The organism is Chryseotalea sp. WA131a (assembly GCA_025370075.1).
GTDB lineage: Bacteria > Bacteroidota > Bacteroidia > Cytophagales > Cyclobacteriaceae > ELB16-189.
The window spans coordinates 1,033,559-1,060,076 of sequence record CP073016.1 but is presented as its reverse complement, the minus strand read 5'-3'; the positions used below and the strand labels follow the sequence as shown (position 1 = coordinate 1,060,076).

Below are 26,518 nucleotides of genomic sequence, written 5' to 3'. Positions count from 1 at the left end.
CAATTGAAAATCAGTTGTTTAGGGCATTTATTTTCTAATGCGTAGCAATAGGAAATTTTAACAATAAAATAACTGTAAATCACTGATGATATAGGGTTTACAATGGTTTTTGATTATCAAAAAACACTTTCTATTGCGTAATTTGGGATTAAGGGCATCGCTAAAACTAAAAGACCATGTTTGCGAAAAGCGGACAGGCTGAAGCAATGTCTATTGGGAGTCCGAATTGCGTGTTGCTTCACTTGCGTTCTGAATGAAGTTTTTTAGAGATACCCTTAATTCAGCGATTCAAACTCCCCAAATACTACGGTATCGCCTACAGCGGTGAGTACTTTTTATTTGATACAAGAAAATCTATTTATGCGTTGAACGAATGGTAGGTCGAGTAATAACATACAGGTAAAAGTAATCCTCCTTTTACCACCAATAAGTATTTTAGAAGACTAAAAGAAATTTCCTCACCACACAAAATCCTGTTGTGATTTGCTTTCAGATTGTGTTCTTTGATAGATTGTCCCGCGAGACGCGGGATGATTTGCTTTCAGATTTGTTTCATCCCGCCTTAGCGGGGGTGTTCTTTGATAGATTGTTTACAGAGTACCCCCATTCAAAACTTTCTATCTCAGTTACTTATAGCCAAAATTACGATTTAAAAAAGTGTGGCAATCAATCAGTAAAGGCCCCGTGCTAAAACAGTTCTAGCTGTTGTGGCACCGGGGCTTTTTCTTTTTCTACCCCGCCAAAAAATACTTGCATCATGCCAAATTGCTTATCCGTAACGGTAAGTATCCCCACATGCCCTTTGGGCGGTAAATTTCGCTGTACACGCTTTACGTGCACTTCGGCATTTTCTCGGCTGGAGCAGTGGCGCAAATAGGCACTAAATTGAAACATGGTGAAGCCGTCTTTCTGCATTTTTTTGCGAAAGTCGGTATAGTTCTTTTTGTCTTGCTTGGTTTCGGTGGGCGGTACCGCACCAATGTCTTCAATAGGTATGGTGGCTGCGGCTTCTTTTTTAAACGCTTCGGGGAGGGTATCATTCTTTTCAACTTCGGGTAAACGTACTACTAGTTGGTCGAACTTTGTGCTGAGGTAGGCAGGGTTGCCGAAATAGAGGGTGCGTTTTATCATGATAAATGAATTTAGTGCCTCTAAAGAACCGTGAAAATCTAAAATTATGTTTTAAGTTTTCACGGTTTGTATTTACAGCTTAGGAAGTATGTCCGTTAAAAAATACAACAACCCGCTACAGGTTATTCGTTTCTCTAAGAGTTGTAAACCTTCTTTAGAAACGATTACGTACCCTCGTGTTATTTTCAAATCGTCAAGTACCGTATAAAATCCTTTCGATAGCGAAGGGTTAGCTGCGTGTTTAATTTCAACGGCCATTATAGGCGTTAGCCCTCTCACTAATAGTAAATCGCACTCTGCGCCATGGAAAGTACGATAGTAGTACAGGTCTATGCCCTTGGGTTTGAGCTGATACACCTGTTCAATTACATAACCCTCCCACGAGGCGCCCACTCCTAGATGCAGGTGCATGTTGGCCATGTTGCCAATGCGATTAAGCACATGCAGCAAGCCACAGTCGCGCAAATATATTTTGGGCGCTTTCACCAAGCGCTTGGTGGTGTTTACATACCAAGCCGGCAATGAGCGTACTAAAAATGCGCCTTCCATAAAATCTACATACCTTTTCACGGTAGGGCTACTTACTCCAAGCGCGCGCGCGTACTTTTCACCATTCCAGATGGCCCCTTGGTTGCCAGCCAACATATACCAAAAATTACGCATGGTTTTTTCTGAAAGCCCCACACCAAACAGTTGCGATAAGTCACGTTCAATATAGGTACGGATGAAATTTTCCATCCACCGAACAAATGCGGCATCAGTATTGGCTGTGAGGGCCATCGGGAAGCCACCCCGAAACCAATGACGCGCCAAGCCTATGCGGCTTTTTTTCGCTTCTACCCAATTGATGGGTGTAAGTTCAGCAAAGGCGATTCGTCCGGCAAGCGATTCGGAGACGCCTTTCACCAACGTGGGTGATGCCGAGCCGGTAAGGAGAAACCGGCCTGGCTTACGGTGCCGATCTATTATTGGGCGCAGTTGGGCAAACAAACTGGGCATGCGCTGCACTTCGTCTAGTATAATACAATGGTCTTGATATTGATCGAAAACAAAAGCAGCATCTTTTAGTTTTGCCAAGTCGTTGTCGTTTTCCAAATCGAAATAGATGGTTTTCCGTTTGTGCTTTTTCAGAATACTTTGGGCAAGCGTAGTTTTGCCCACTTGGCGTGGCCCCAGTAGCGCCACCGCAGGAAATTCGGTAAGCAGTGTATCCAATTCTGACGTAAGCGCGCGGTTTATCATAGTACAAATATAGAAAAATGAACCGTGAAAATTTAAAATGGCATTTTAAATTTTCACGGTTTATAGAATTATAAAATTTAATCTCCTATCCGCACTATTTGACCCAATGCATCGAGTTTTACTCTTATTCCCGACATACTGCTAAGGCTGGCCTGAACACATCTTTTGGCTTTCTTATCTTCCAAACTTTCTTTAGGCTCGGTCTACTTTACAGGAGCAACCGCATCTAAACCTGTATAGCACCTCACCGTTTTTTATGGGTATTCTTTTTTCTTCATTATAAGAAAAATACCGTTTTTGTTACTCCCATCTTTAAAAGTTAGCCTGTTATTGTTCTCTATAAAATGCTAGATTGCTTTATCAATCTATATACTACCATGCTCCACCGCAGAAATGTTTTAAAGTACTTGGGCCTTTCGGCACTTTCGCTTTCGGCCATCTCTAGTCACGCCAATTCAATTGAACCACTGTTGCGAACAGATAATCCTAACTATTGGGACAGCATGCGCAAACAATTTATGCTATCCAATGATAGCGTATTTTTTAACTGTGGCACAGTAGGAGTAATGCCGCGTGTGGTGGTGGAAAAGATGACCGAGCACACAAACTATTTAGCTACCAACGTAGCCGACTGGGCCTACAAAGACGATAACAAAGAACAATTCATCAGTGGCTATAATAATTTATTGCCCATTCGCACCAAAGTGGCTAAACTACTTAATTGCGAGATCGGTGAAATTGCCATGACGGATAACGTGACCAATGGCATGAGTTACCTAGCCAATGGTATGACGTTGCAACCCGGTGATGAAATTTTAACCACCGACCAAGAACATGGTGGCGATCAGTCAGCGTGGAAGGTAAAAGAAAAGCGGTTTGGTGCTGTTTTCAAAACCGTGGTCATTGGTAAACCCATCAACAGTTCATCGGAAGTTTTTGATACGATTGTGAAGGCCTTCACTCCCAAAACAAAAGTGCTGATGCTTTCACACATGATTTCCGGCAGTGGTGCAATTTTGCCTGTGAAAGAGTTATGTGCCGAAGCGAGGAAGCGCGGCATCTTTACGGTGCTGGATGGTGCGCAAACCGTTGGGCAAATTAAAGTGGACATAAAAGACATTGACTGCGATGCGTATGTTGGCTGTTTTCACAAATGGATGGGCGCACCTTGTGGCACTGGCTTTATGTTTGTAAAAGCAGAACATCTTAAAAATCTTTGGACTACCGTAGCCAGCTATCGATGGGACGACCATGCCGATGAAGGATTTCGCTTTACCCAACGAGGCACCGGAAATTTCTCGGTATTGTTTGGGTTAGAAGCGGCACTGGATTTTCATTTTCAACTGGGTGCTGATAAAGTGTATGAACGGATTAAATTTTTAGGCAACCGCTTGCGCCATGGTCTTCGTGAAAACAAGAAAGTAAAAATCTTTTCACCCAAAGAAGAAGCCATGTGTGCGGGCATCACACTTTACAACATCGATGGCATGACGGGCACACAATTGCAAGACGCCTATTGGGCAAAAGCAAAAATGCGCCCACGGTCGCAAGGCGATGTATTTGGAGTGCGGCATTCCACGCATATTTTTAATAGTGAAGGCGAGATCGATCGTGCGCTGAAAATAGTTAATGAATTATCGGCCTAGTCATTTTCTATTTGACCAAGCCCAATATATCAATAGAGGATGAACGACTAGCAACCGGATCCAACCGATCAAGGGTGAAACACAAAGTCCGCCTTCAATACAACTGTTGATCTGAATAAAATACACATGAGAAGAGATAAAAGCAACGAGCATTGCGATGATTCCGTAGACAGCCCATTTTCGGCTAATGGTAGGAATGAGTAGTACGCCAAATAGAATTTCAATCGACCCACTAAAAATATTGATGAAATGGTGCCATGGTAAGTAGGGTGGAATGAGTGGTAAATAGAAAGCGGGATTAAGAAAATGATTAAGGCCAGCTAGAATGTAGAAGATGGATAGTAATGATAAGCTGATTTTTTTCATTGTTAGTTAGATATGTAAAAATAACTGTTCTGAACGAGTATTTTTGCAGAATGTCTTCTTACCCCGTCCTCGAAATCCTTCCTGAGTTAAAGCAAAAGCTCAAATCAGATAAGATCGTAATTCTTCAAGCTCCACCTGGGGCGGGCAAGTCGACTGTCTTGCCTTTGGAGTTACTGCACGAGAATTGGTTGAATGGAAAAAAAATGGTGATGCTGGAGCCGAGGCGATTGGCTGCACGATCGGTGGCCACGCGCATCGCTAGTTTAAGAGAAGAGGAAGTGGGTAAAACCGTAGGTTACCAGGTTCGTTTTGAAAATACTACTAATGCCACCACTCGCATCGATGTGGTGACGGAGGGAATCTTGACAAGGAAAATTCAAACAGATCCTTCGTTGGAAGGAGTAGGGTTAGTGATTTTCGATGAATTTCACGAGCGGAGTTTGCATGCGGATCTGGCATTGGCTTTATGCCTGCAAGTTCAACAATTACTGCGCGAGGATTTGCGTATCCTCATCATGTCGGCTACGCTGGATGGCGAAAAGCTTTCTTCCATTTTGAAAGCCCCGATTATTACGAGTGTTGGCAAGCAATATCCGGTGGCGATAAAATACATAGTGCCCGAGCGCGATGCTGCAATTTCTTCATTGATGGTTCGGGCGATTAAGAAAGCCATTCACGAAAACCAGGGTGATCTACTCGCTTTTCTTCCGGGTGTTGGCGAAATTCGACAAGTGCAAGAATTATTGAGCAACGAAAGTTTTGTAGTCATGCCCTTGTATGGCGATTTGCCTTTTAAGAAGCAACAAGAAGCGATTTTGCCAAATGCCCAAGGAATGCGGAAAGTGGTGTTGGCCACTTCCATTGCCGAAACTTCATTAACGATAGAAGGAATCAATACGGTGATTGATTCAGGGTATTCGCGCGCGCCAACGTTTGATCCACGCAGTGGACTTACAAAGTTGGAAACCATTCGTGTAACCAAAGATGCTGCCGATCAGCGTGCTGGACGTGCGGGTAGGCTTGGGCCAGGCAGTTGCTACAGACTGTGGTCAGAGAGTGTCCAACTGAATTTACAACCATCGCGACAACCAGAAATTTTGGATGCTGATTTGACATCGTTGGTGCTGGAGTTGGCAAATTGGGGAGTGAAAGATGTTTTTGAATTAACATGGATCACACCTCCGCCAAGAGGGGCAGTTAACCAGGCAATTGAATTATTGAATCAGTTGGAAGCTTTGGAGGGGAACAAGATTACTCATCGCGGCAAGCAGATTTTAAAACTGCCTACGCACCCGCGCATAGCCCACATGTTGCTGAGCAAATCTACGCCTGTAGCGGGAGGAGGCGTGGGTATAAATTTAGCAATTGACATAGCTGCGATATTAGAAGAACGCGATCCTTTGTCCAAAGAGGCCGGTGCTGATTTGAGTTTACGCATTGAGGTATTGAGCAAGTGGAGAAGAGAGGAAAAGGTAAATGCAGATAGAAATGTGTTGCAGCGGATTGAACGATTGGCCACCGCATGGCGAAAAATTTTAAATGTGAAAGTCGATAACTCGTTGGTGGCCGATACAGATGTTGGGTTGTTGTTAATGGAGGCCTATCCAGAGCGGATAGCCCAACAAGTTACCAAGCAAAGCGAGCGATATAAATTGGCCAATGGTCGGGTGGCAAAATTGCCGGACCATGATGCCCTGCATCGCGAATCGTGGCTGTGCATTGCGCAGTTAGATGCAGGCCGAAGTGAGGGCAAGATTTTTTTAGCTGCCCCACTTAATGAAGCGGATTTGATTTCAAAAAGTCGAGAAGTTGAAAATGTAAAGTGGGATGGAGAGCGGGGAATGATTTCGGCTTCACTTGAAAGACGAATGGGTAGCTTAGTTTTTTCCGCAAAGCAGATTTCAAAAGTTTCGGATGAAAAAAGAGTAGAGGTTTTACTAGCTGCGCTGCTTGAGGAGGGATTATCCTTGATTGGTTGGGGAGAGAAACAAAAAGAATGGCAAGCACGCATTATCAGTTTAGCAAAATGGCGACCCGAAGAAAACTGGCCATTGGTAACGGACGAACAACTAATCGAAACGGCAGGTGTTTGGTTAATACCATTTATAAATGATTGTTCCAAACGAACAGAATTACAGCGACTGGATTTGAATGCCATCACGCAAGCTATTTTGCCTTGGGAGATGAACGCAAAGCTTGACCAGCTGGCGCCTGAGAAACTAAAAGTGCCAAGTGGTTCGATGATTAAGCTTCAATACGATGAGCAGGGCAACACGCCAATTATGGAAGTGCGTTTACAGGAAATGTTTGGGTTATTGGATACGCCAGCAATCAATGAAGGCCGCACAAAAGTGATCCTGCATTTGCTTTCTCCTGGCTACAAACCCGTGCAAGTAACGCAAGACTTAAAAAGTTTTTGGCAAACCATGTATCACGAGGTGCGGAGCGAACTTCGAAGACGGTATCCCCGCCACCATTGGCCAGAGGATCCGTGGACGGCAGAGGCAGTGAGGGGGGCTATTCGGAAAAGACATTAGGCACTTTGCGCGTGACAGTTTTGTGCAAACTGGTAAGTGTCAGCTAGAGATTTTCAAACGCGCTCCGATAAAAGTCTTTTTCTTGCACGTATTCCAGAAGTTTTATGTAAAATGGATGGGAGCCCAGCGTAGCACTATCGCCAACCATGATTAGTTTTTTCTTGGCGCGCGTCATGGCTACATTGGTTCTGCGGATGTCTGAAAGGAAACCGACTTCACCCTTTTCATTGCTGCGAACAAAGCTAATCGCAATCACATCGCACTCTTGCCCTTGAAAAGCATCCACCGTATTGATGGAAATCAATTTATGGAGTGGTTCCAATTGTGCCGATCATTCAGCCAACGAATGGAGATAATCTACTTGAGCCCGATAAGGAGTAATAATGCCCAAGGTAATCTTCTGGTGTTGCCAATTTTCAATCCCAATTTGATCAATTAATCGCTCTACCAATCGAATGAGTAATGCTGCCTCTTCTTTGTTCATTCTGCTGAGCGTTTCTGGATCTTGCTCTTCGTTGTAACTACAACCTGCCGTATCGATAAATTCAACGGGCGATTCAGTGGGTAGTAACAATTCTCTTCGCACCGACTCGTGCGCGATCAACCCACTCTTATAAAAATAATTGGACGAAAATTTCATGATGTCCTCGTGCATTCGGTATTGCACTTGCAACATAGTAGATTGCTGCGGGTGTTTGGCAATTCCTTTTTCGAACAACGTTTTGTCTAACCCTTGTTTGGCGGCTTCAATCGATTTGATGGTAGGAGGGAGTTGGTGATGATCACCTGCAAAAATTACACGTTGTGTTTTTAAGATGGGTATCCAACTGGCGGGCTCCAGCGATTGCCCGGCCTCGTCAATAAAAAGTGTTTTAAATTTTCTGCCTCTCAACGTTTGGTGAGAGGACCCCACCAATGTGCAAGCAATTATTGCGCTGGATTGAATCAAATCATTAGTAATGTAAAACTCCAACATGTCTGCGTCCGATTTCAATTGCCTAGCTTCTTCTCGAAGCATTCTCCGTTCGGCTTTTTCAAAATGTCCAAAGGTGCGCTTGTACTTGCTAGCTTTTTGTTTGGTATGCTCTAATTTTTTTCGGAGCGATCGCAGCTCATCAAAGTTAGGATGTTCGGCAATGCGCGCGTCCAATGTTTTGCTTAGTGATTGTTCTGTCACCCGGGCAGGATGCCCCAACCGCAAGACTGATAACTTTTTATCGCTTAATTTTTCTACCAATAAATCAATAGCGGCATTGCTCGGTGCACACATCAGTACTTGCCCTTCCATTTTCACGGTGTACCGAATCGCTTCTACAATAGTAGTTGTTTTCCCTGTGCCCGGGGGGCCGTGGATGAAGGCGACCGCATTGGTGTTAATTACTTTTTGTAGTGCTTTATATTGACTATCATTTAAAATAGTAGTTTCTGGATGCTGGATAATAGTAGCATGGCTACTAGTATCCAGCATCCAGGATCTGGTATCCCCCAACAAAATCTCTCTCAACTCCGCCACCCGATTCTCTTCGGCTTCCATCACCTTTTTCAAGGCATACTCCATCTCTCGATAGCTCACCTCATCAAACATCACATCGACACCAAGTGAACTGGCATCCATCCAATCGGGAATATCTTCGCCATTCAGCGTAATCACCATTAAATTTTCCCGTACATAATTTACTACTCCGGTTTGATTATCACGATCGGGTTTGTTTTGTGCATTGGAAAAAACGTTCACTACTTTTCCACTTTGAAAAGCATGAGGCTGATCGTGAAGACCGTTCCGTTCGATTTCAATGATAATTCGTTCACCCGTGCCAATGTGATTGCTCTTAAGTTTTACAGGATACCATGTCATGCCATCGCGTACGCGCGAAGTGAGCGGCTTCAACAATACTTTTTGGCGGTACTGTTCCAGATCTGCCTGCTTCTCAAGCTGAATGAGTTCTAATGTTTTTTTTAGTTGCTCGCGCGAATTCATGGTGTGCTTTACTTCTTCTGTGCTATTTCGCCAACGCTACGTAGTACCCTGTAAAGCCCGCAAATATAAGGCAATGTATTCATCTACCTTCTTGCGCTTGTATTGCATGATGAAACGTGGATGAGGAAGCGGAATAAGTAATTTAAAAAATCGGTGCTGTTGATTGAGTTTTTCCAAAAAATCGTAATTCTTGCCTTCACCAAAAACAAATGCAACTTCGCGGTTGATGCCCCAACTTAGTTGGGTGGTGAAGGATTCGCAAATGAAATCTTCCAATTTCGTTTGAAGAACTTTGTCATCATAGTAGTTGATGTTCTTTCCGTCTTTGGTGAAGCCCAGAGGTGATACGGAAGTAAAATAGAAATCACCATAAAAATTTTGCAACCCACCATAGGCCTCTATGACGCGATACACAAATTCGGATGATAGTTCGTGCTTTTTGGGCAGGTTATTTTTGATACCACAGTATTTCTCTAAGTTGATAGGGTCAGTAAACGGCACTCCCGTGATGCCGCTCCCAAACCGACCAGGATTGATACCAATAATAGCTGTGCGCTTGTTGGAGTCTGAATAGTACTTTTTATAGAAGGCTTCGCTCAGGTATCGCGTTACCTCGTCCTTAAAAGGATTCAGTACCACAATTCCTTTCGGGAGGCGAATTGAAATCGAAAGACCTTTATTAAAATGTGTGATGTGTGGCGATAACACGTTGTTAAAAATGCTGATTCATAAAATAGACATAAACACCTGCCAATACACCTTGCAACGTTCCCCACGCCATATCGATTAAGGAGATCCATAGCGGCCAATCTTTTACAAAAGATAGGTTTGTAAAATCGTAACAAGCATAGAAGGCAAGCCCGATAAATCCACCGACCAGCATTGCGGTTACCAACCGGTTGTCAACTTGAAGGCTAAGCATAATGACGAACGAAAGGGTAAACGAAATTGCAAGCTGAGCTATTAAACCTGCGGGAATGTTGAAAGTGATTTTACCTTCGGCACTCAACTGAGATAAGTAGCCTAGTGCGTTTCTATACCAAGGTGAAGCGATCACGGCCAACCATAGAAAATCCAGCAGGATGAAAAGAACTGCTGATAGCAATGCTATTTTTAAAAACTTAAAGGAAAACAGAAAATCCATTTTATTGAAGAAGTGATTTGAATCGTGCCAATTCTGATTTGTTTCGTTCTGAGTAAATATTATTTACAATGCCTTCTTTTTCGCGAGTCGTTAATCGCCAACTGAGCGATGCGCGTGCATTATTTTGGCGGATGCTATCCATGCCTTGTAGCAAATTGATATAATTTTCCGCTTGGTATTGTAGATCAATTCGATCGATGGAAACGTCTAACCAATCGTGTGCTTGCCCCAACAACAAGTCTCCATTGATGTCTTGAAAATTTTCGAAGTTGTTGTACACCGAACTGATTGGCTGAGTAAGGGCATCTAAAATCGTTTGCCCCGATTTCGGTTGCACCGATGGTACCTTAGGCGAATCGCGAATGGACACCACCACAATGCCACTGGTGTTTTCGTTGATCCAATTTTTAAACGCATACATAAATCGAACAGCATCAATGATCCCAAAGTTATCAGAAATGCCAGCGTCCATCATTTCGATGGGAGGATCGGTTGGAAGCGTAGTGTTGGGTGTGATGTAAGGGAAAGTAGCACTCATGCGCAGCGCTGACAAAAACCGAAGTTTGTCGGCATCTTGTTCTTTAAAGAATCGTTGAAAATCGACACCGCTGAATTTTTCCAACGAGTAGTTTTTAAAATTCTCCAACTCAGCATTCATGAATGAAACAGGACGAGATGCGATGTATATTTTTCGGCCATCGTTTACCACCGTAGGGGAGAGAATGACCATTGGAATGGTGCCTTTCATTTCGTGTTCGTAATAATAGGAGATGGGGTGATCCATTAACCCTTCGGTGATTTTGTTCAATTGATCTTCGAATGTATACGCTCGGTCTTTTTGGTATTTTTTATCAGCATATTCAAAATGTGTAAAGCCTACGAATAAATCGTTGGCCAGCAAACTGAAAATGAGCGGATTCAAGTTGTCGCTGCTTATCATTTGCCGATGGATTTTGTGATTCGGCTTGGTGTGCTCGCCCAATTTTTCGCGCAGCTTCAGTTCTCGATAATAACTTGCGCCAATCAATCCGCCCGAGGCACCCGTTATCAATACCGTACTTTCAGAACTCTTTCCATGCGTTAAGCTGTCGGCTGTTTGCAACGCGTTCAGGGTCCACAGGGCCGCACGTTTTCCGCCACCGCTTACGCATACAAAAAGCATTTTGGGTTTCTGAGAAGCGTGAAATTTGTTCTTCCAGTTGTTGAGCTGTACCAAAGTGGTTTTCTTGTCTTCTTCAATGACAGTGGTATCATTTTGAAACTGTAATGTGTCCGCATCGTAAATGGCAGGAAATGTATCGTAATTCATACCAAAAGCTTCATACTTTTTGGTAAAGAAATCTTTTCCTTCTAAATAGTTGATAAACAAGAATACTACTAGGCCGGCTGTGGCCGACCACTCCCCAAACCAGTAGGCAAATGCCCCGGAAGCCATTACAAAAATGGTAAGGAAGATCATAAAGCTAGCGGCCGCAGGTAATTGAAAGGCAGCATAATCTTTGAAGATGCCCAATATTACTACGGCCACAAAAATCAACAGTTCAATCACTACTAGGTTAAAATGGTTCTGATCAAATACTTGAAGGATGGTAGCCTTATCATAAAAACTTACATCTTCTATTTTGGTTACGCGAATGCGGCTGTCCAAATAGTTATCCACCCGCACTTGTTTTTTACGTGCAATGTCCAGCTTCTTCATAGCGCTTGCCCGCGTTAGTCTCACATTGCTTTTTATTTTTTCATCGATGCGGCATACCATATATTTAAAAATATCTTTATTGGTAAGTCGAAAGTAGATGGCAAACAGAAAAGTCATTAACCCATAGCCGGCCAGTAGTCCACCAATTCGCTCAATCAATTGCTGTGTGGTGCAATGTTCGTTGTCGATTTGGAAGGTGATAATTTGATAAATGAAAATACCAAGAAACAACATCGGTATAATGCTATTGTTGATTACGAATTTTTTGAACGGATTCGGAAGTGTGCCCACAAACGAGAAGCGGTGGCCATCTGAAATATAGCCTGTGATGTGGAAGGCCATGCTAAACCCAGCCGACATAAGGCCCATGAAGAAAAAACTCGTGAAGCTGACTTTGTTGAGGTATTCAGGATCCAAAAACAAGTACGGTATGCCCAACAGTTTCCCAAAACTGCCCGTGATCATGGCAAAAAGAATAATCCAACACAAAAGTAGCACATGATTGCGCCTGATGTTGTTGAGCAGTAACTGTATGGCAAACGAGTAGTAAAACCGTGGCCACCATAAATAGAGCTTGCGCGACATGAATTTCCCGAAAATAATGGAAAATTTTGGTAAAAGCGACTCAAAAATTTTATTTCTTATCGATTTGATTTAGCATTTTTAGTCTTTTAATAGTTCAGAGCAAGCGCATTTTGACAGCTAAACCCTTTCATATCTATCGATCTTCTGCCGGCTCTGGCAAAACAAGGGTATTGGCCAGATCCTACATTCAGTTGGCGCTGAAGCGACCAGATTATTTCAAATACATTCTTGCGATGACCTTCACCAACAAAAGCACGCAAGAGATGAAGGATCGAATCTTGCATTACCTCTACGATTTTACGGAAGGTAAAAGCCAGGATTTAGCCAAAGAGATAATCGAGCAATTGGAGTCGGAGCAAATCAGACTTTCGTTGAAGGAATTGAAAGAACGGAGCGCACAGATTTTGTCTTTGCTCTTGCACCGCTATTCCGAGTTTTCCATCAGCACCATCGATGCTTTTTTTCAACGTGTTATCCGCTCGTTTTCCCGGGAAACGGGTTTGCTCGGTAATTTCCGTTTGGAAGTAGATAACGAACTCGTGCTGGAAGAAGTAGTCAACTTGTTGATGGATGACCTAACCAACAACCCTCAATTGCGAAGTTGGGTATTGGACTTTAGCATCGAAAAATTGCAACAAGGAGAAAATTGGGATATCCGCACGGCCCTTTCAGATTTCGCCAGGTTGATGAAAGATGAATCGTTTAAATCCATTGAAGAAGATGTGGTGAGGGCAACGGGTGACAAGGACTTCTTCCAAACATTCAAAAGAAATTTGGACAACACCATTTATTCCATTGATAACCACGTGAAAAGTGTTTCTCAAAAGATGGTACAAGAGATGGAGGCCAATCAATTGACGGCAGATGATTTTACAGGCAAATCAAAAGGGGTTTTCTCTTATATTGTTAATCTTTCAGCAAAGACCTCCCTACCAAGTGATACAGTAATGGAAACTGTATCCGATGCCGCCAAATGGGCACACAAATCATCATCGTCTCGGGCGGTTGTTTATTCGATGGCCCAAAAAAGATGGCAGCCACAACTCCAAGCTTTGGTCGAGTTCATTGAGCAGAACAATATTCTTTATAGTTCCGCATCGGTGGTGGCCAAGAATTTATACACGTTTGGTTTACTGGCCGACTTGACTAAAATCCAAAAGAAGTACTTAAGTGATGAAAATCTAGTGCTCTTGTCGGATGCGCCCAAGTTTTTGAATGTGCTGATGCGCGAACAAGACACGTCTTTCATTTATGAGAAAGTGGGATCATTTTATAGACACTATTTGTTAGACGAGTTTCAAGACACCAGCGGACTGCAATGGAATAATTTATTGCCCTTGGTGCAAAACGGGCTGGCGCAGAATTACAGAAGTTTGATTGTGGGCGACATCAAGCAATCCATTTACCGATGGCGCGGGGGTGATCTTTCCATCTTGCAGCAAAAAGTAAAAACGGATGTGAGCGAGCTGCTTTCGGAAACCCATTCGCTTGACACCAATTACCGAAGCGAAGGGCGATTGGTGGCTTTTAACAATTCTTTATTTGACGTAGCAGCCAAACTCATTGCGGCCCAAACAGGAGACAACTTTCCAACCGAAGCCTACCAAGATGCTGCACAGAAGTTTTTCAGAGAAGAAGATAAAGGCTATGTCAATATTCAATTTTTGGATACGGACAAGGAAACAAGTTTTGAAGAAGAGGCTCTCCGGAGATTGCCAAACATAATAGAAGATTTGCAAAGCAAAGGGGTCCGCCAACGGGATATTGCCTTTTTGGTGCGCGAAAACAAAGAGGGTCAAAAAATAGCGGCACGGTTTATTGAGTACAAAACCCAAGAAGCAAAAGAAGGATTCAACTATGAGGTGGTTTCCAATGAGTCATTAATGCTGTACCGCGCTTCGTGCGTTGTGGTACTCATCAATGCGTTGCGGGTAATCCACAACTCAGCCGATTTGATTGCCAAGGCAAATCTATCGTATGAATATCAGAAGTTGTGGCCGACCCAAACGTTTACTGACTTGAATGAAATATTTTCTGATACCACCACCAAAAATTTCGTAAAATGGGTGCCGCCCATGTTTGTGCATCAGCGGGATTACCTTGCTTCGCTTTCGTTGTTTGAAATGGTCGAGAACCTGATCCATATTTTTAATCTCGGTCAGTTGACAGACGAAATCATTTACGTGCAATCATTTCAGGATGTGGTGCAAGAATTTATGCAGCGCGAGAAAAATGATGTAGGTTCATTTTTGGAATGGTGGGAAATCAATCGCGAAAAAAAATCTATTCAAGTGGCCGGTGGAGTAGATGCCGCACAGATCATCACCATCCATCGGGCCAAAGGGTTGCAGTTCAAGTATGTGATTATTCCTTTTTTAGATTGGGAATTGGGTCATGGCAACAAATCGCCCATGCTGTGGGTAAAGGCAAATCATTCGTTGTTTAGCCAAGCGGGCTTTATCCCAGTAAAGTATACCCAATCACTTGAGTCAACTTATTTTAAAGATTATTATTCTGAAGAAACGAAGCGTGTGTACATCGATAACTTAAATGTATTGTATGTAGCGTTTACCCGTGCCGAGGAAGGAATGATTGCACTTGCACCTGCATCGAAAAAAAAACCAACTGAACTGAAGCGTGTCAGTCAACTCGTGTGGGAAGCCATTCAAACAAGCGAGCCTCTTCAGTTGGCTTGGAACGAAGCGGAAAAACAATTGACGTTGGGTGTAATTGACCAAACCGATGACAACCAACCCACCGAGGCCATGGTCGCCCTTAAATCATACGCTGTTACCCAATGGCGCAATCGATTGACTCTTCGAAAGAGCGGCCATGATTATTTTCATACATCCGATAAGCGAGTTAAAATTAACGTGGGTGTGTTGATGCACCGTTTGCTTTCCAAAATTTCGTATGCCGATGAAGCACAACAATTGTTAAAGCAGATCGCAGAGTCTGGTGAACTTTCAATGGAAGAAATGCAGGCAACTGCGCAAACAGTAGTGTGGTTGTTGAACGAACCAATTCTGTCGCCATTTTTTAGTAGAGATGTGATTCACAAAAAGGAAGTTTCTCTCTTTTCAGCGAATGGTGAGGAAAAACGAATCGATCGAGTTGCCATTAAGGATCAGCAAGCGTGGGTATTGGATTATAAAACGGGTAGTGAATATTCAAAAGATAGAGATCAGGTGAAGGAGTACATGGTATTGCTTTCGCGGATGGGCTATCAAGTAAAGAACGGGTATTTGGTATATGTGAATGAAAAAAGAATAGAAGAAGTTAAGGTTTTGGAAAACACATGAAATCATTCCTGCAAGAGTTAGCCGATACAGTCAAAACCGATTATTCTGATTGGGAAAATCTGACCGTGGTATTTCCGAACCGCAGGGCCGCTCTCTATTTTAAAGATGCCTTGCGCAACGATTTAACGGCTCCTCGCTGGGTGCCTACTATTCTCACCATCGAAGAATTTATTGGTTCATTTTCTGATTTGCAAGAGGCCGATAAATTTACGCTGATCGTTAAACTGTATCACTCCTACAAAGAAGTAAACCCCAATACCGAGAACATCGACCGATTTTATTTTTGGGGCGAAATGTTGTTGCGCGATTTTGATGAGCTCGATAAATATTTGGTGAATGCCGAATTTCTTTTTCGCGATGTGAGCAATCTAAAAGAAGTAGAAGAATATTTCGATTACCTAACCGAAGAACAAAAGGAATATCTAAAGGAATTTTGGCAATCCGTTGAATTTTCGACCCCAGAAACCAAGCAGCGATTTTTGAATCTCTGGCGAAGTTTAATGCCCGTGTACAAAAACTTCACCGAACGTTTGCAACGCGAAGGCATTGGCTATGCGGGCATGATCCACCAGCAAGTGGCACAACGCATCAGCAATGAACGGCCAGGCTTTTACCCTAAGCAAATAGTCTTTGCTGGTTTTTATGCGCTGACCAAAGCAGAGGAGAGCATTATCAGTTGGTTTGTTCAACATCAATCGGCTGTTGTGCATTGGGATGAAGACGATTTTTATGTGGAGAAAGATTATCGTGAGGCAGGTAGTTTTTTTCGGTTGTACCGCAAGCATCCCATCTTGGGCAAGACATTTAGCAACAGCCCTTCCAAAAATTTAGATCGACCACGCAAGCTAACTATGCTGGGTGTTCCGCAGCGAGCGGGTCAATCAAAGTTGTTAGCACAATATTTGGAAGAGCTTCCGATAGAAGAGCACGAAAAAACGGTAGTGGTGCTGCCCGATGAAAGCATGCTGCTGCCGGTTCTTTATTCATTGCCACCGCAATTGCCAGCGATCAATGTTACGATGGGTTATCCTTTGGTGAACACACCACTATTTTCGTTGATTGATTTTGTGTTTGACCTTCACCGAACAAAGCGCAAGAATGGATTTTATTTCCGCGCAGTGCTGAATGTGCTCAACCATCCATACATAAAATCGACTGATGCTACAGCGGTTAACCAACTTCAAGAAAAGATCAAAAAGGATAACCTCGTTCAGTTACCGGAGGATTTTTTTTCCACACAATCAAGTTTGATAGCGACTGTGTTTAAGCAAGTAGCGCCAACGGATTTATTGGGTCTATTACTGGAAGTCATTACCCTATTGGCCAATACAACACAAACCTTGTTTGAAAAAGAGTTTGCGTATCAGTTTCATCGCATGCTGACAAAACTAAAAGGACTGAATGATACCGAGCCGATGGAAGTGATGATGGTGCAACGGTTGTTTCGGCAAATGGCGAGGGCTGAAAAAGTGCCGTTTGTGGGCGAGCCGCTGAAAGGCATTCAGATCATGGGTGTGTTGGAAACTCGTACGCTTGATTTTGAAAATGTATTTGTGCTTTCTTTGAACGAAGGACAGTGGCCGGCTTCTGCCAAGCAAGGTTCTTATTTGCCGTACTCCATCCGCAAAGCATATGGGTTACCTACGTATCAGCAACAAGATGCCATGTACGCGTATCTTTTTTATCGATTGCTGCAGCGAACACAACGGGCTTTTTTGTTTTACAATACCGAACCCGATGTATTGGGCACGGGTGAAATGAGCCGCTACCTCAACCAGATTATGTACGAAACGGGCTGGCCCTACGAGAAGAAAATTTTGTATAGCCCCATCTCCATCAAGCAACCTAAGCCCATTGTCATTCCAAAAGATGCCAGTGTGCTCGACAAGCTTTCGCGCTATCAGGGCAAAGAGTTAACACCTTCTTCGTTGAACAATTATTTGGAGTGCCGCCTAATGTTTTATTTTAAGAATGTGATTGGGTTGAAAGAGCCCAACGAGGTGGAAGAGGTAGCCGATGCTCGCGTATTCGGCAATCTCTTTCATAAGGTGATGGAATATTTCTATCATGATGTAAAACCACCTGCGGGCCCGTGGAGGGTAGAAGCCAAACACTTTGACAATTTGAATTTGAAATTAGATTTATTGATGGAGCGGGCTTATCGCAACCATTTCTCCTTGCACGACAAACGACCGGTGGAATACGAAGGTCAACAGTTGGTAGTAAATGAAACGGTGAAGCGAATGGCGCAGCATGTACTGGAAAAAGACAAAGAGTATGCACCGTTTGTGATTGAGATGTTAGAGGCGGCAGATTTTAAAACCAGCTATGTGCTTTCCGATCGGCAATCAATTGCCATTGGGGGCAAGATTGACCGTGTAGACCGGAAGGAAAATCATGTACGAATCATTGACTACAAAACAGGAAAGGATGTCAATAGCTTTGATTCGATTGCTTCTCTTTTTGAGCGAAAGAAAGATCGGAATAAAGCGGCCTTTCAGGCGATGTTGTATGCATGGGTGTATGAACGAAAAAATAATTCCACCTATACGTTGCAATCGGGGTTGGTCAATCGCAAAGATCTCTTTAAATCCGATTTTGAATACGGGCTGCAGATGGATAAAAAAGTGGTGAGAGATGTAAGGCCTTTGTTACCTGAGTTTGAAGATCACTTTGTAAAATTGCTTACGGAGATTTTCGATAAGCAAACCCCTTTTGACCAAACGGAGAATTTAGATACATGTAAGTATTGTTCGTTTAAAGAGATTTGTAGTAGATAATAAAACTGATTTACAAACTTAATAAAGAGAGGCACCATAAACCATGGAAACTTTTGAACTGAATAAATTATTGAGAAGTAATCGAATAAAAATGTTCTTTAGTGAATACTATTTTGGCTATTCAAGATTTGCAATGATTAACAGGATTATTGGTGGTCCATTCTTAGTATTAGTTGGTTGTAATCTTTACAATAGTAATGACAAGTTCGGAATTGCCTACGCTGGATTTTGCATTGCTTATGGAATATATTTTACGCTCAAGCCATTGTTATGGGTTTTGTTTAGGATTGATTCTTTTAAAACGATTAACTTCGGTGTACAACCTTTAGAGGATAGAATTATCTTTAGAGAGGATTTAAGTCAAACGGAAGTCCTCTACGAACGATTTAGAAGAATTTTTAGGCGTAAGTATTATTACGTTTTTGAGACGGAGATTGCAATTAGAATTTATGTGCCGTTTTCATTCCTATCAGATAATCAGATTATCTTACTTGACGCGAAGTTAAAGCCTTAGTAAGGCATCAAGTTGGGTAATATTTGTTTCACTTTTAATAACCTATCAACTTAATCGACTATGTTTGCAATTTTATTTTACTAGATGGAAAATAATTCTGGAAGGTTTTGGGCATTGCTCCCGTTGATGGTCTTCATAGTTGTTTACTTGGGCACATCACTTTTACTCAACGATTTTTACAAGATGCCCATTTTGGTGGCGTTTTTATTCTCGGCCATCATCGGGTTTCTGCTCTATCCCAAATTTACATTCCACCAAAAAGTAGAAGAGTTTAGCAAGGGCGCTGGCGACTCGGGTATCATGCTCATGATTTTAATTTTCTTACTCGCGGGTGCGTTTGCCGAAGTAAGCAAAAGTATGGGCGCGGTGCAATCTACCATCAACTTTGCATTGAGTTACGTTTCTCCCAGTTTGCTGATTGGCGGATTGTTTTTAACCTCCTGTTTTATTTCACTTTCATTGGGCACTTCGGTAGGTACGGTAGTGGCACTAGCACCTATCGCTGCGGGCATCAATGAATCTGTTCCCGGCACGTTGGCAGTCGGGCTTGCGGCCGTAGTGGGTGGTGCCATGTTTGGCGATAACCTCAGCATGATTTCAGATACCACCATCGCGGCCACACGCACCCAAGGAGTGGAGATGCGCGCGAAATTCAAAGTCAACTTTTGGATTGCACTGCCGCCTTCGATCATCACCTTTTTGCTCTATGCATTCACCACCAATCTTCCTGCACAGTCTGCGGCTGTTTACGAGTATTCGTTTATCAAAATCATTCCTTACCTCTTTATTTTTATTGCTGCCTTATTGGGCATGAATGTGATTTGGGTGTTGATCTCTGGTATTTTTCTTTCCATGGTGATTGGTTTTTTTGTGAGCGACCTCGCGCTGTGGCCGATGGTCAACGCGCTCAACACGGGTATGGCTTCCATGTTTGAATTGAGTTTAACGTGCATCATCATTGGCGGCATTGTGGGTATGATCCGATTTTATGGAGGCATCGATTATATTTTGCACCACGTATCACGTCATGTAAAAAGTAGAAGAGGAGGGGAGTTAGGAATTGCCACGCTCACGGCTTTGGTAAATACCACCTTGGCAAACAATACGATCACCATTTTGATTGTGGGGCCACTGGCTAAGAATATAGCCGACAAAAATCAAATTGACCCGCGCAGAAGCGCCAGCATACTCGATACCATTTCTTGTTTTGTGCAAGGATTGCTTCCCTACGGAGCGCAGATGTTAGCCGCCTTGGCCGTGGCCAATCAACTGGTGGGGCCGTTTGATATTATGGCGCACCTTTATTATCCCTATCTTTTGGGATTGAGCACCGTGGTGTTTATAACCGTTAACAATAAATTTAGGCCATCTCAAAATTAAAGTAACAGTTTTTTAATTTTTAAGGAGAACAAATCAAAAACAAAAACATATTCGCTAAAATCCGATATTTGACAAAGTAAAGCTAAAATGCTTTGGCAGAATATTACTGAAGAGATTGCGATAACCCTTTAGTCTAGTTTTAAATTATGAAGAAAATAAGTTTACTGTTGGCTGCCAGTGTTATGTTTTGCTCGGCCATAGCGCAAAACGATCTATTGAACGAGTTAGAAAGCAAAGCGCCAAGAACTGCGTATGCCGAGAGCACCTTTAAAGGATCTCGGTTGGTGAACGGGCAAACCGTGGAGACACGCGGTAGAGGCGAGCTTGAATTTATTTTCTCGCATCGCTTTGGCGCAATGAACTCTGGATCATACAATCTATATGGTCTCGATCAAGCAGCTGTGAGGCTCGGTTTAGAATATGGCATTACAGATCGGTGGGGTATAGGTTTTGGCCGCAGTTCTTCTGACAAAATCATGGACTTTTATTCGCGCTACAAAATTGTTAGGCAACGTGTGGACGCTGTCCCTGTAACAATAACTGTGTTTGGATATGCCAGTTTTAAACTAGCCTCACCCGGTGATGCCACTTCATTAAACGACCGTACTGCGTATGTTACTCAATTGTTGATCGCTCGAAAATTTTCACCCAAACTATCGCTTCAATTGATGCCTACCTACGTACACAAAAACGCAGTAGACAAAACCATTGAATCTAACGATCAAATTGCTATCGGCATTGGAGGTCGGTATAAAATTTCGCGAAGCATTGCCATCACTTCAGAGTATTATCATCGGTTGGATGTAAAAACCAACAACCCTTACAAAAACTCAATTGGGTTTGGTGTAGATATTGAAACGGGCGGCCATGTGTTTCAGTTATTGCTTAGCAGCTCGCAGCGGATTACCGAACGTACCTTCATCACCGAATCGGAAGGCGATTTTTTCAATGGCGACATTCATTTGGGCTTCAACGTAACGCGTGCTTTCCAATTGAAAAAGAGAAAATAGTATCCGCCAATCAATGAACTTTAGTCGATAGTTTTTAGATTTAGGTTTTTGTAGAAAATCTGAATTGACCTGAATTGCTTTTAGCTTCTATCATCATCTATTTGCTGCTTACGATTTTTGTCGGCTATTGGGCAGCGCGCAAAGTTAAAACCTCGGGCGATTTTATGTTGGCGGGCAGAAGCCTACCCATCGTGCTCAGTTCATCGGCTCTGTTTGCCACTTGGTTTGGCAGCGAAACTGTTTTTGGCGCTTCTTCCGAATTTTTAAAAGGTGGGTTGTATTCCGTCATCGAAGATCCTTTTGGGGCAGCCCTTTGCTTGTTGCTTTTTGGATTGTTCTTCGCACGTAAACTATACTCCATGAACTTGCTCACGCTGGGAGATTTTTTTGAAGTAAGATATGGAAAGCGTACAGAACTGATCACCAGCATTTTTTTGGCACCACCCTACGTTGGCTACATCGCAGCGCAGTTGGTGGCAATGGGCTTGATCATCAATGTAGTTACCGGGCTTCCTGTTTGGCAAGGCGTAATCGCCTCGGCCTTTGTGGTAACGTTTTATACCTACATCGGTGGCATGTGGGCCATTTCGATTACTGATTTTATCCAAAGCATCATCATCGTATTGGGTTTGGTGGTGGTGGCCGTTATCTTAGCGAATCAAGCAGGTGGCGTATCCAATGTGTTGAAGGAAGTGCAGCCCGATACCTTTCGGTTTTTCCCAACATTTCGCCTTCGCGACATTCTTCTTTGGTTGGCCGCGTGGTCGGTATTGGGGTTGGGTTCTATTCCCTCGCAAGATGTCTTTCAACGGGTGATGTCATCAGGCTCTGAAAAAATTGCTGTACGGTCGTGCTTCATTGCCTCAGGTATGTATTTGACCATCGCTGCGATCCCCTTGTTTATCAGCCTCTGCGCAAAGCATCTTTACCCACACCTAGCACAAGGCGATACACAATTGGCATTGCCCAACATGGTTTTGCAACATGCTTCGTTGCCAATACAAATTCTTTTTTTTGGGTCGTTACTGTCTGCGATCATGAGCACCACTAGTTCGGCCATACTTGCCCCGGCTGCTATCTTTTCAGAAAATTTGATCAAGCCATTGGCCAAGGAACGATTTACGGACAAGCAATTGTTACAAATCACCCGAATCTCCGTACTGATTTTTAGTTGCATTGCTACGGTAATGGCGTGCCTTCGCTCCAATATTTACGAGTTGGTAGGGGAGTCGTCCGTGTTGAGTTTGGTTTCATTGTTTGCTCCATTGGTATTGGGTTTATATTGGAAGCGTGCCAATAGTACAGGTGCATTATCGGCCATGATTTTGGGCACGGCTACGTGGGCGATTTTTGAATTCATCGATACTGATTGGCCGAGTTTACTTCCCGCTACATTGGTTAGCTTTGTAGCCATGATTGGTGGAAGTTTATTGAAAAAAAAAGAAGATAGGACTATGATCAAAGCAGCATGACGAAAATAGAACTCACCCGCAAAGACGATAACTTTTGCATGGAGGCCGTGAACGACATGGGCAACAAAATCGTGATGGATGGCTCACCAGCCGATGGCGGGCAAGATGGAGGTATGCGCCCGATGCAAGTATTGCTGGCAGCTATGGGTGGATGCAGTGCTGTAGATATAGTCACCATTCTGCGCAAGCAGCGCCAAGATTTGAAGGATTTAAAAATTACGATTTCGGGCGAACGCGAAAAAGACAAAGCCCCTTCGCTGTACACGGAAGTGCATGCGCATTTTAAAATCTTTGGAAATGTTGATAAAGACAAAGCCGAAAAGGCGGTGGCGTTATCAGTCGGCAAATATTGCTCTGTCGCCAAAACATTGGAAAAGTCGGCAAAGATTACCTATAGTGTAGAGGTGATTTCAGTTTAGATGTGTGATTTTTTGATTTGTGATTTTTGATTTATGGAAGAGAAGCGAAATTTTGAAACCGATGCCATCCGTGCTCAAGCGGCCCGAACCGATTTTCGCGAGCACTCGGTGCCGTTGTACCTAACCTCTAGTTTTGTTTTTGACGATGCCGAACAAGCTCGTGCGTTGTTTGCCGATGAAGTGCCTGGAAATATTTACACCCGGTTTTCCAATCCGAATAATACTGAATTCATCAACAAGCTTTGTTTGTTGGAAGGTGCAGAAGATGGAATCGCAACCGCCTCGGGCATGGCGGCTATGTATTGCAGTATGGCTTCGTTATTAAAAGCAGGCGACCATGTGCTGGCTTCACGCTCGGTATTTGGTTCTACTCACCAAATTTTAAATGTGCTGTTTCCGCGATTTAATATCACTCACACGTATGTAGACATCAGTGATGTTGATTCGTGGGAAAGTAAGATACAGCCCAACACCAAAATGATTTTTGTGGAGACGCCTTCCAATCCGGCCTTGGATATTATTGATTTGGAATGGCTGAGCAAATTGGTTAACAAGCACAATCTTATTTTGAATGTTGATAATTGCTTTGCTACTCCCTATTTGCAAAACCCCGCTCAATGGGGTGCACACATCGTTACGCATTCGGCCACTAAGTTTATTGATGGGCAGGGGAGGGTGATAGGCGGAGCGATTGTGGGAAAGAAAGAATTGATCAAAGAGATCCGCTTCTTTGCCAGGCATACGGGGCCATCTATGTCTCCATTCAATGCGTGGGTGCTATCAAAAAGTTTGGAGACCCTAGCGGTACGTATGGAAAAGCATTGTGAGAATGCGCTCAAGATTGCTGAGTATTTAGAACAACATCCAAAAGTAGAGTATGTCAAGTATCCTTTTTTAGCTTCGCATCCGCAGCAAGCCATTGCCAAAAAACAAATGCGCTTGGGTGGCGGCATTGTTTCGTTTGAAGTGAAAGGCGGAATTGACAAAGGTCGAAACTTTTTGAATTCACTTAAGTTGATTTCTCACTCTGCCAACTTGGGCGACACGCGTACCATTGCCACGCACCCAGCCTCTACCACGCATTCTAAACTTACGGATGCCGAACGATTGGCCGTGGGCATTACTCCCGGCCTCATTCGCATCTCTGCGGGGTTAGAAGCTGTTGAGGATATTATGAAAGATATTGAGCAAGCGCTTTAGGTTTTGTTGAGCCCTCCACTCCACCAAATGCTGCAATAGATTGCTGGTGCATTTTTTTATAATCTTCAGCATTGCCGAACCATGTCATCACTTCTTTTTTCATCACAAAGGTAGGAGTGTCATCAAATATTAATTCATACGAACTCCAAGGCCAATCAGAAAATGAATTAGTAAACCCATGATGAACGGGGTTGCGGTGGATGTAGCAAATTACATTGGTAAAATATTCGTCACTCGTTACTTCTTCACGTTAAAAGTTTGGGATAAACAGACTGCCCCTTCGGCCATACATCTTATTAAAGGCTTTGGAGGATTTAAACAAGCCTTACTGGCCTTTGATCCTAAACCCAATCGCTGGCCCTTTATCCACTTCTTTGATTTCAAACTCTTTCACATCTTCCAAAATCAAGGTCTCCATCAATTCGGGTGTTCGTTCTTCTTTTTTCATGGAAGCCAATCGGAGGTTTTGATTTTTGACTGATTCGCCCACCACTTGCCGCACGGTGCGCGCGTTGCCAAAATGTTTGTCGCGTTGGCCGTGCAAGAAGTCGAAGTAATTTTTTAGGTGATCGGCAGCGGCTGCTTCGGGCTTCACGCTCTCTTTGTTGAAGTGAGCCATGGCAATCGCAAACATTTCATTGGGTGTGTAGTCGGCAAATTGAAAATACTTATCGAACCTAGATTTCAATCCTGGGTTGGAGCCAATAAACTCTTGCATGTTTTCCGTATAGCCGGCTACAATCACCCCAAACTTTCCGCGCAGGTCTTCCATCCGTTTCAAAATAATTTGAATGGCCTCACCCCCAAAGTCATACTGACTGCCTTTGCCAGAAGCAAGCGAGTATGCTTCATCAATAAACAAAATGCCGCCCATGGCCTCGTTAATTTTTTCGCCTGTTTTGATAGCGGTTTGGCCTACATACCCTGCCACCAATCCTTCGCGGTCCATTTCAACTAAATGACCTTTTTCTAAAATGCCAAGACCTTTGTAAATCTTAGCTAAGATGCGGGCCACGGTTGTTTTTCCGGTGCCGGGGTTTCCCGTGAAAACGGTGTGAAGGGAAAATTTATTTAACACATCTTTTCCGCTCTCTTGGTAGAACCGAACCAATTTCACCATTTCGTTTACTTCGGTCTTGATATTGTCAAGCCCAGTCAGTGCATTTAGTTCTGCCAAGCTTTCATACAAAATATCATCCAACGATTTGTTGGAAGTGGGTGAGGCTGCCTTGGAAGCTTGGCTCATCATTTTTCCTGCATCCGTAATCACCGCGGCTTCTCCTTCTTCAAGGGCGATACCCACAAAGAAGGGCACCGTAGCAATGAGGTTATCCATAAACACCACTTCCATGGTGTAGGAATCATCTGTCCATCGGCCGGGTGTTTCACCACCCCATCCGGGGAATATCGTGTAGACTTTGTCAGGCGTATTGGGGGCCACGTAGGTCAGGTACGCGTGCGACCCTTTCAGTTGGCCGGCATTGTCGTAAAAATTGAAGAAGATTTCAGCGTAATAATCTTTGGGACTTTTGTTTTTGAAACTGAACTCACTCCACACGTAGCGCGTATCTTTTTGGCTAAATGTTTTAAGGTATTTTTTTTCAGGCAATGCATGCGCTTGCCCATCACCTTCAAACATTTTGATGGAAATAATATCGAAGAAAAGATTTTCGTTGGGCTTTGCTTGCCCTACGTCTTCCACATAGAATTTAGACTCGCCAACTTTCACTTCATCGATGTAGGCTTCCCACGAGTAATCGCCCTTTTGCCAATAGGTACCGGGTGCGGCATTGCCCCACGACTCGCGGATGTACACAATGTTTTCATCTTTCAACACTTTGCGCTTCTGTTCGAGGCTGCACAGTTCATTTTTTTGACTTCCGTTGTGGAAGAAGCACTTCATGCGAATGGAGGCATCCCAATCTTCTTCATCAAAAAGTTTATTAAAAAAAGAAAACTCTGCACGCTGGTAGGTAGTTTCCCATCGGTCGAAAACCTTGCGGTATTTTTTGGAATTATCGGCCATCCATTCATCGGATGAATAGATTTTGATGTCGCGATGCTTGTATTTTAGCGGCATCGGTTTTGGCGTTTCGGGCGAATTACTATTTCC

17 protein-coding genes and 1 pseudogene are annotated in these 26,518 nt (G+C 43.3%); 10 read left to right on the top strand and 8 right to left on the bottom strand.

What is annotated here, in order from left to right:
- Positions 1-687: 687 nt before the first annotated feature.
- Together cas2 and KA713_04850 are read right to left on the bottom strand one after the other, a co-directional pair.
- Positions 688-996, bottom strand: a complete 309-nt coding sequence (gene cas2 / locus KA713_04855; GenBank protein ID UXE69036.1) for a CRISPR-associated endonuclease Cas2 — start codon at positions 994-996, stop codon at positions 688-690.
- Positions 997-1,203: 207 nt separating this feature from the next.
- Positions 1,204-2,373 carry an ATP-binding protein gene (locus KA713_04850; GenBank protein ID UXE67926.1) on the bottom strand — a complete coding sequence of 390 codons (1,170 nt, stop codon included), beginning with the start codon at positions 2,371-2,373 and terminating at the stop codon, positions 1,204-1,206.
- Between the two features lie 377 nt (positions 2,374-2,750).
- Between KA713_04850 and KA713_04845 the strand changes: the two genes are divergently transcribed.
- The gene (locus KA713_04845; GenBank protein UXE67925.1) at positions 2,751-4,019 is read left to right on the top strand and encodes an aminotransferase class V-fold PLP-dependent enzyme; all 1,269 of its coding nucleotides are present in this window, start codon (positions 2,751-2,753) and stop codon (positions 4,017-4,019) included.
- On the opposite strand, the gene KA713_04840 is transcribed toward KA713_04845, so the two are convergent.
- Entirely contained in the window at positions 4,020-4,385 is a 366-nt protein-coding gene (locus KA713_04840; GenBank protein UXE67924.1) for a hypothetical protein, read from the bottom strand.
- A 50-nt stretch (positions 4,386-4,435) separates the two neighbouring features.
- On the opposite strand from KA713_04840, the gene hrpB reads away from it, so the two are divergent.
- A complete protein-coding gene (hrpB, locus tag KA713_04835) occupies positions 4,436-6,922 on the top strand; it encodes an ATP-dependent helicase HrpB (GenBank protein UXE67923.1) in 2,487 nt (828 codons plus the stop codon).
- Positions 6,923-6,965: 43 nt separating this feature from the next.
- On the opposite strand, the pseudogene KA713_04830 reads toward hrpB, so the two are convergent.
- The 4 genes and pseudogenes from KA713_04830 to KA713_04815 all read right to left on the bottom strand — a co-directional run bounded on the left by KA713_04830 (position 6,966) and on the right by KA713_04815 (position 12,241).
- Positions 6,966-8,900, bottom strand: a pseudogene (locus tag KA713_04830) (AAA family ATPase).
- A 36-nt stretch (positions 8,901-8,936) separates the two neighbouring features.
- Positions 8,937-9,608, bottom strand: a complete 672-nt coding sequence (locus KA713_04825) for a DUF4918 family protein (GenBank protein ID UXE67922.1) — start codon at positions 9,606-9,608, stop codon at positions 8,937-8,939.
- Positions 9,609-9,612: 4 nt separating this feature from the next.
- Positions 9,613-10,044, bottom strand: coding sequence for a DUF2177 family protein (locus tag KA713_04820; protein ID UXE67921.1), 432 nt, complete (start codon positions 10,042-10,044; stop codon positions 9,613-9,615).
- Between the two features lies 1 nt (position 10,045).
- Entirely contained in the window at positions 10,046-12,241 is a 2,196-nt protein-coding gene (locus KA713_04815) for a patatin-like phospholipase family protein (protein ID UXE69035.1), read from the bottom strand.
- Between the two features lie 197 nt (positions 12,242-12,438).
- Between KA713_04815 and KA713_04810 the strand changes: the two genes are divergently transcribed.
- The 8 genes from KA713_04810 (at position 12,439) to KA713_04775 (ending at position 24,405) form a co-directional block, all read left to right on the top strand.
- Complete coding sequence (locus KA713_04810) at positions 12,439-15,630, top strand: UvrD-helicase domain-containing protein (protein UXE67920.1); 3,192 nt, start codon at positions 12,439-12,441, stop codon at positions 15,628-15,630.
- Entirely contained in the window at positions 15,627-18,410 is a 2,784-nt protein-coding gene (locus tag KA713_04805) for a PD-(D/E)XK nuclease family protein (GenBank protein ID UXE67919.1), read from the top strand. The genes KA713_04810 and KA713_04805 overlap by 4 nt, the downstream gene beginning before the upstream one ends.
- 43 nt (positions 18,411-18,453) lie before the next feature.
- Positions 18,454-18,924, top strand: a complete 471-nt coding sequence (locus KA713_04800) for a hypothetical protein (protein ID UXE67918.1) — start codon at positions 18,454-18,456, stop codon at positions 18,922-18,924.
- Between the two features lie 84 nt (positions 18,925-19,008).
- Entirely contained in the window at positions 19,009-20,304 is a 1,296-nt protein-coding gene (locus tag KA713_04795; GenBank protein UXE67917.1) for a Na+/H+ antiporter NhaC family protein, read from the top strand.
- A gap of 182 nt (positions 20,305-20,486) precedes the next feature.
- Complete coding sequence (locus KA713_04790) at positions 20,487-21,314, top strand: hypothetical protein (GenBank protein UXE69034.1); 828 nt, start codon at positions 20,487-20,489, stop codon at positions 21,312-21,314.
- A gap of 74 nt (positions 21,315-21,388) precedes the next feature.
- Positions 21,389-22,786, top strand: a complete 1,398-nt coding sequence (locus tag KA713_04785) for a sodium:solute symporter family protein (GenBank protein UXE67916.1) — start codon at positions 21,389-21,391, stop codon at positions 22,784-22,786.
- Positions 22,783-23,205, top strand: coding sequence for an OsmC family protein (locus tag KA713_04780; protein UXE67915.1), 423 nt, complete (start codon positions 22,783-22,785; stop codon positions 23,203-23,205). Before KA713_04785 ends, KA713_04780 begins: the two co-directional genes overlap by 4 nt.
- Positions 23,206-23,238: 33 nt before the next feature.
- Entirely contained in the window at positions 23,239-24,405 is a 1,167-nt protein-coding gene (locus KA713_04775; GenBank protein ID UXE67914.1) for an O-succinylhomoserine sulfhydrylase, read from the top strand.
- A gap of 325 nt (positions 24,406-24,730) precedes the next feature.
- Here KA713_04775 and KA713_04770 read toward each other — a convergent pair whose 3' ends face one another.
- On the bottom strand, positions 24,731-26,485 hold the full coding sequence (locus KA713_04770) for an AAA family ATPase (GenBank protein ID UXE69033.1): 1,755 nt from the start codon (positions 26,483-26,485) through the stop codon (positions 24,731-24,733).
- Positions 26,486-26,518 lie beyond the last annotated feature (33 nt).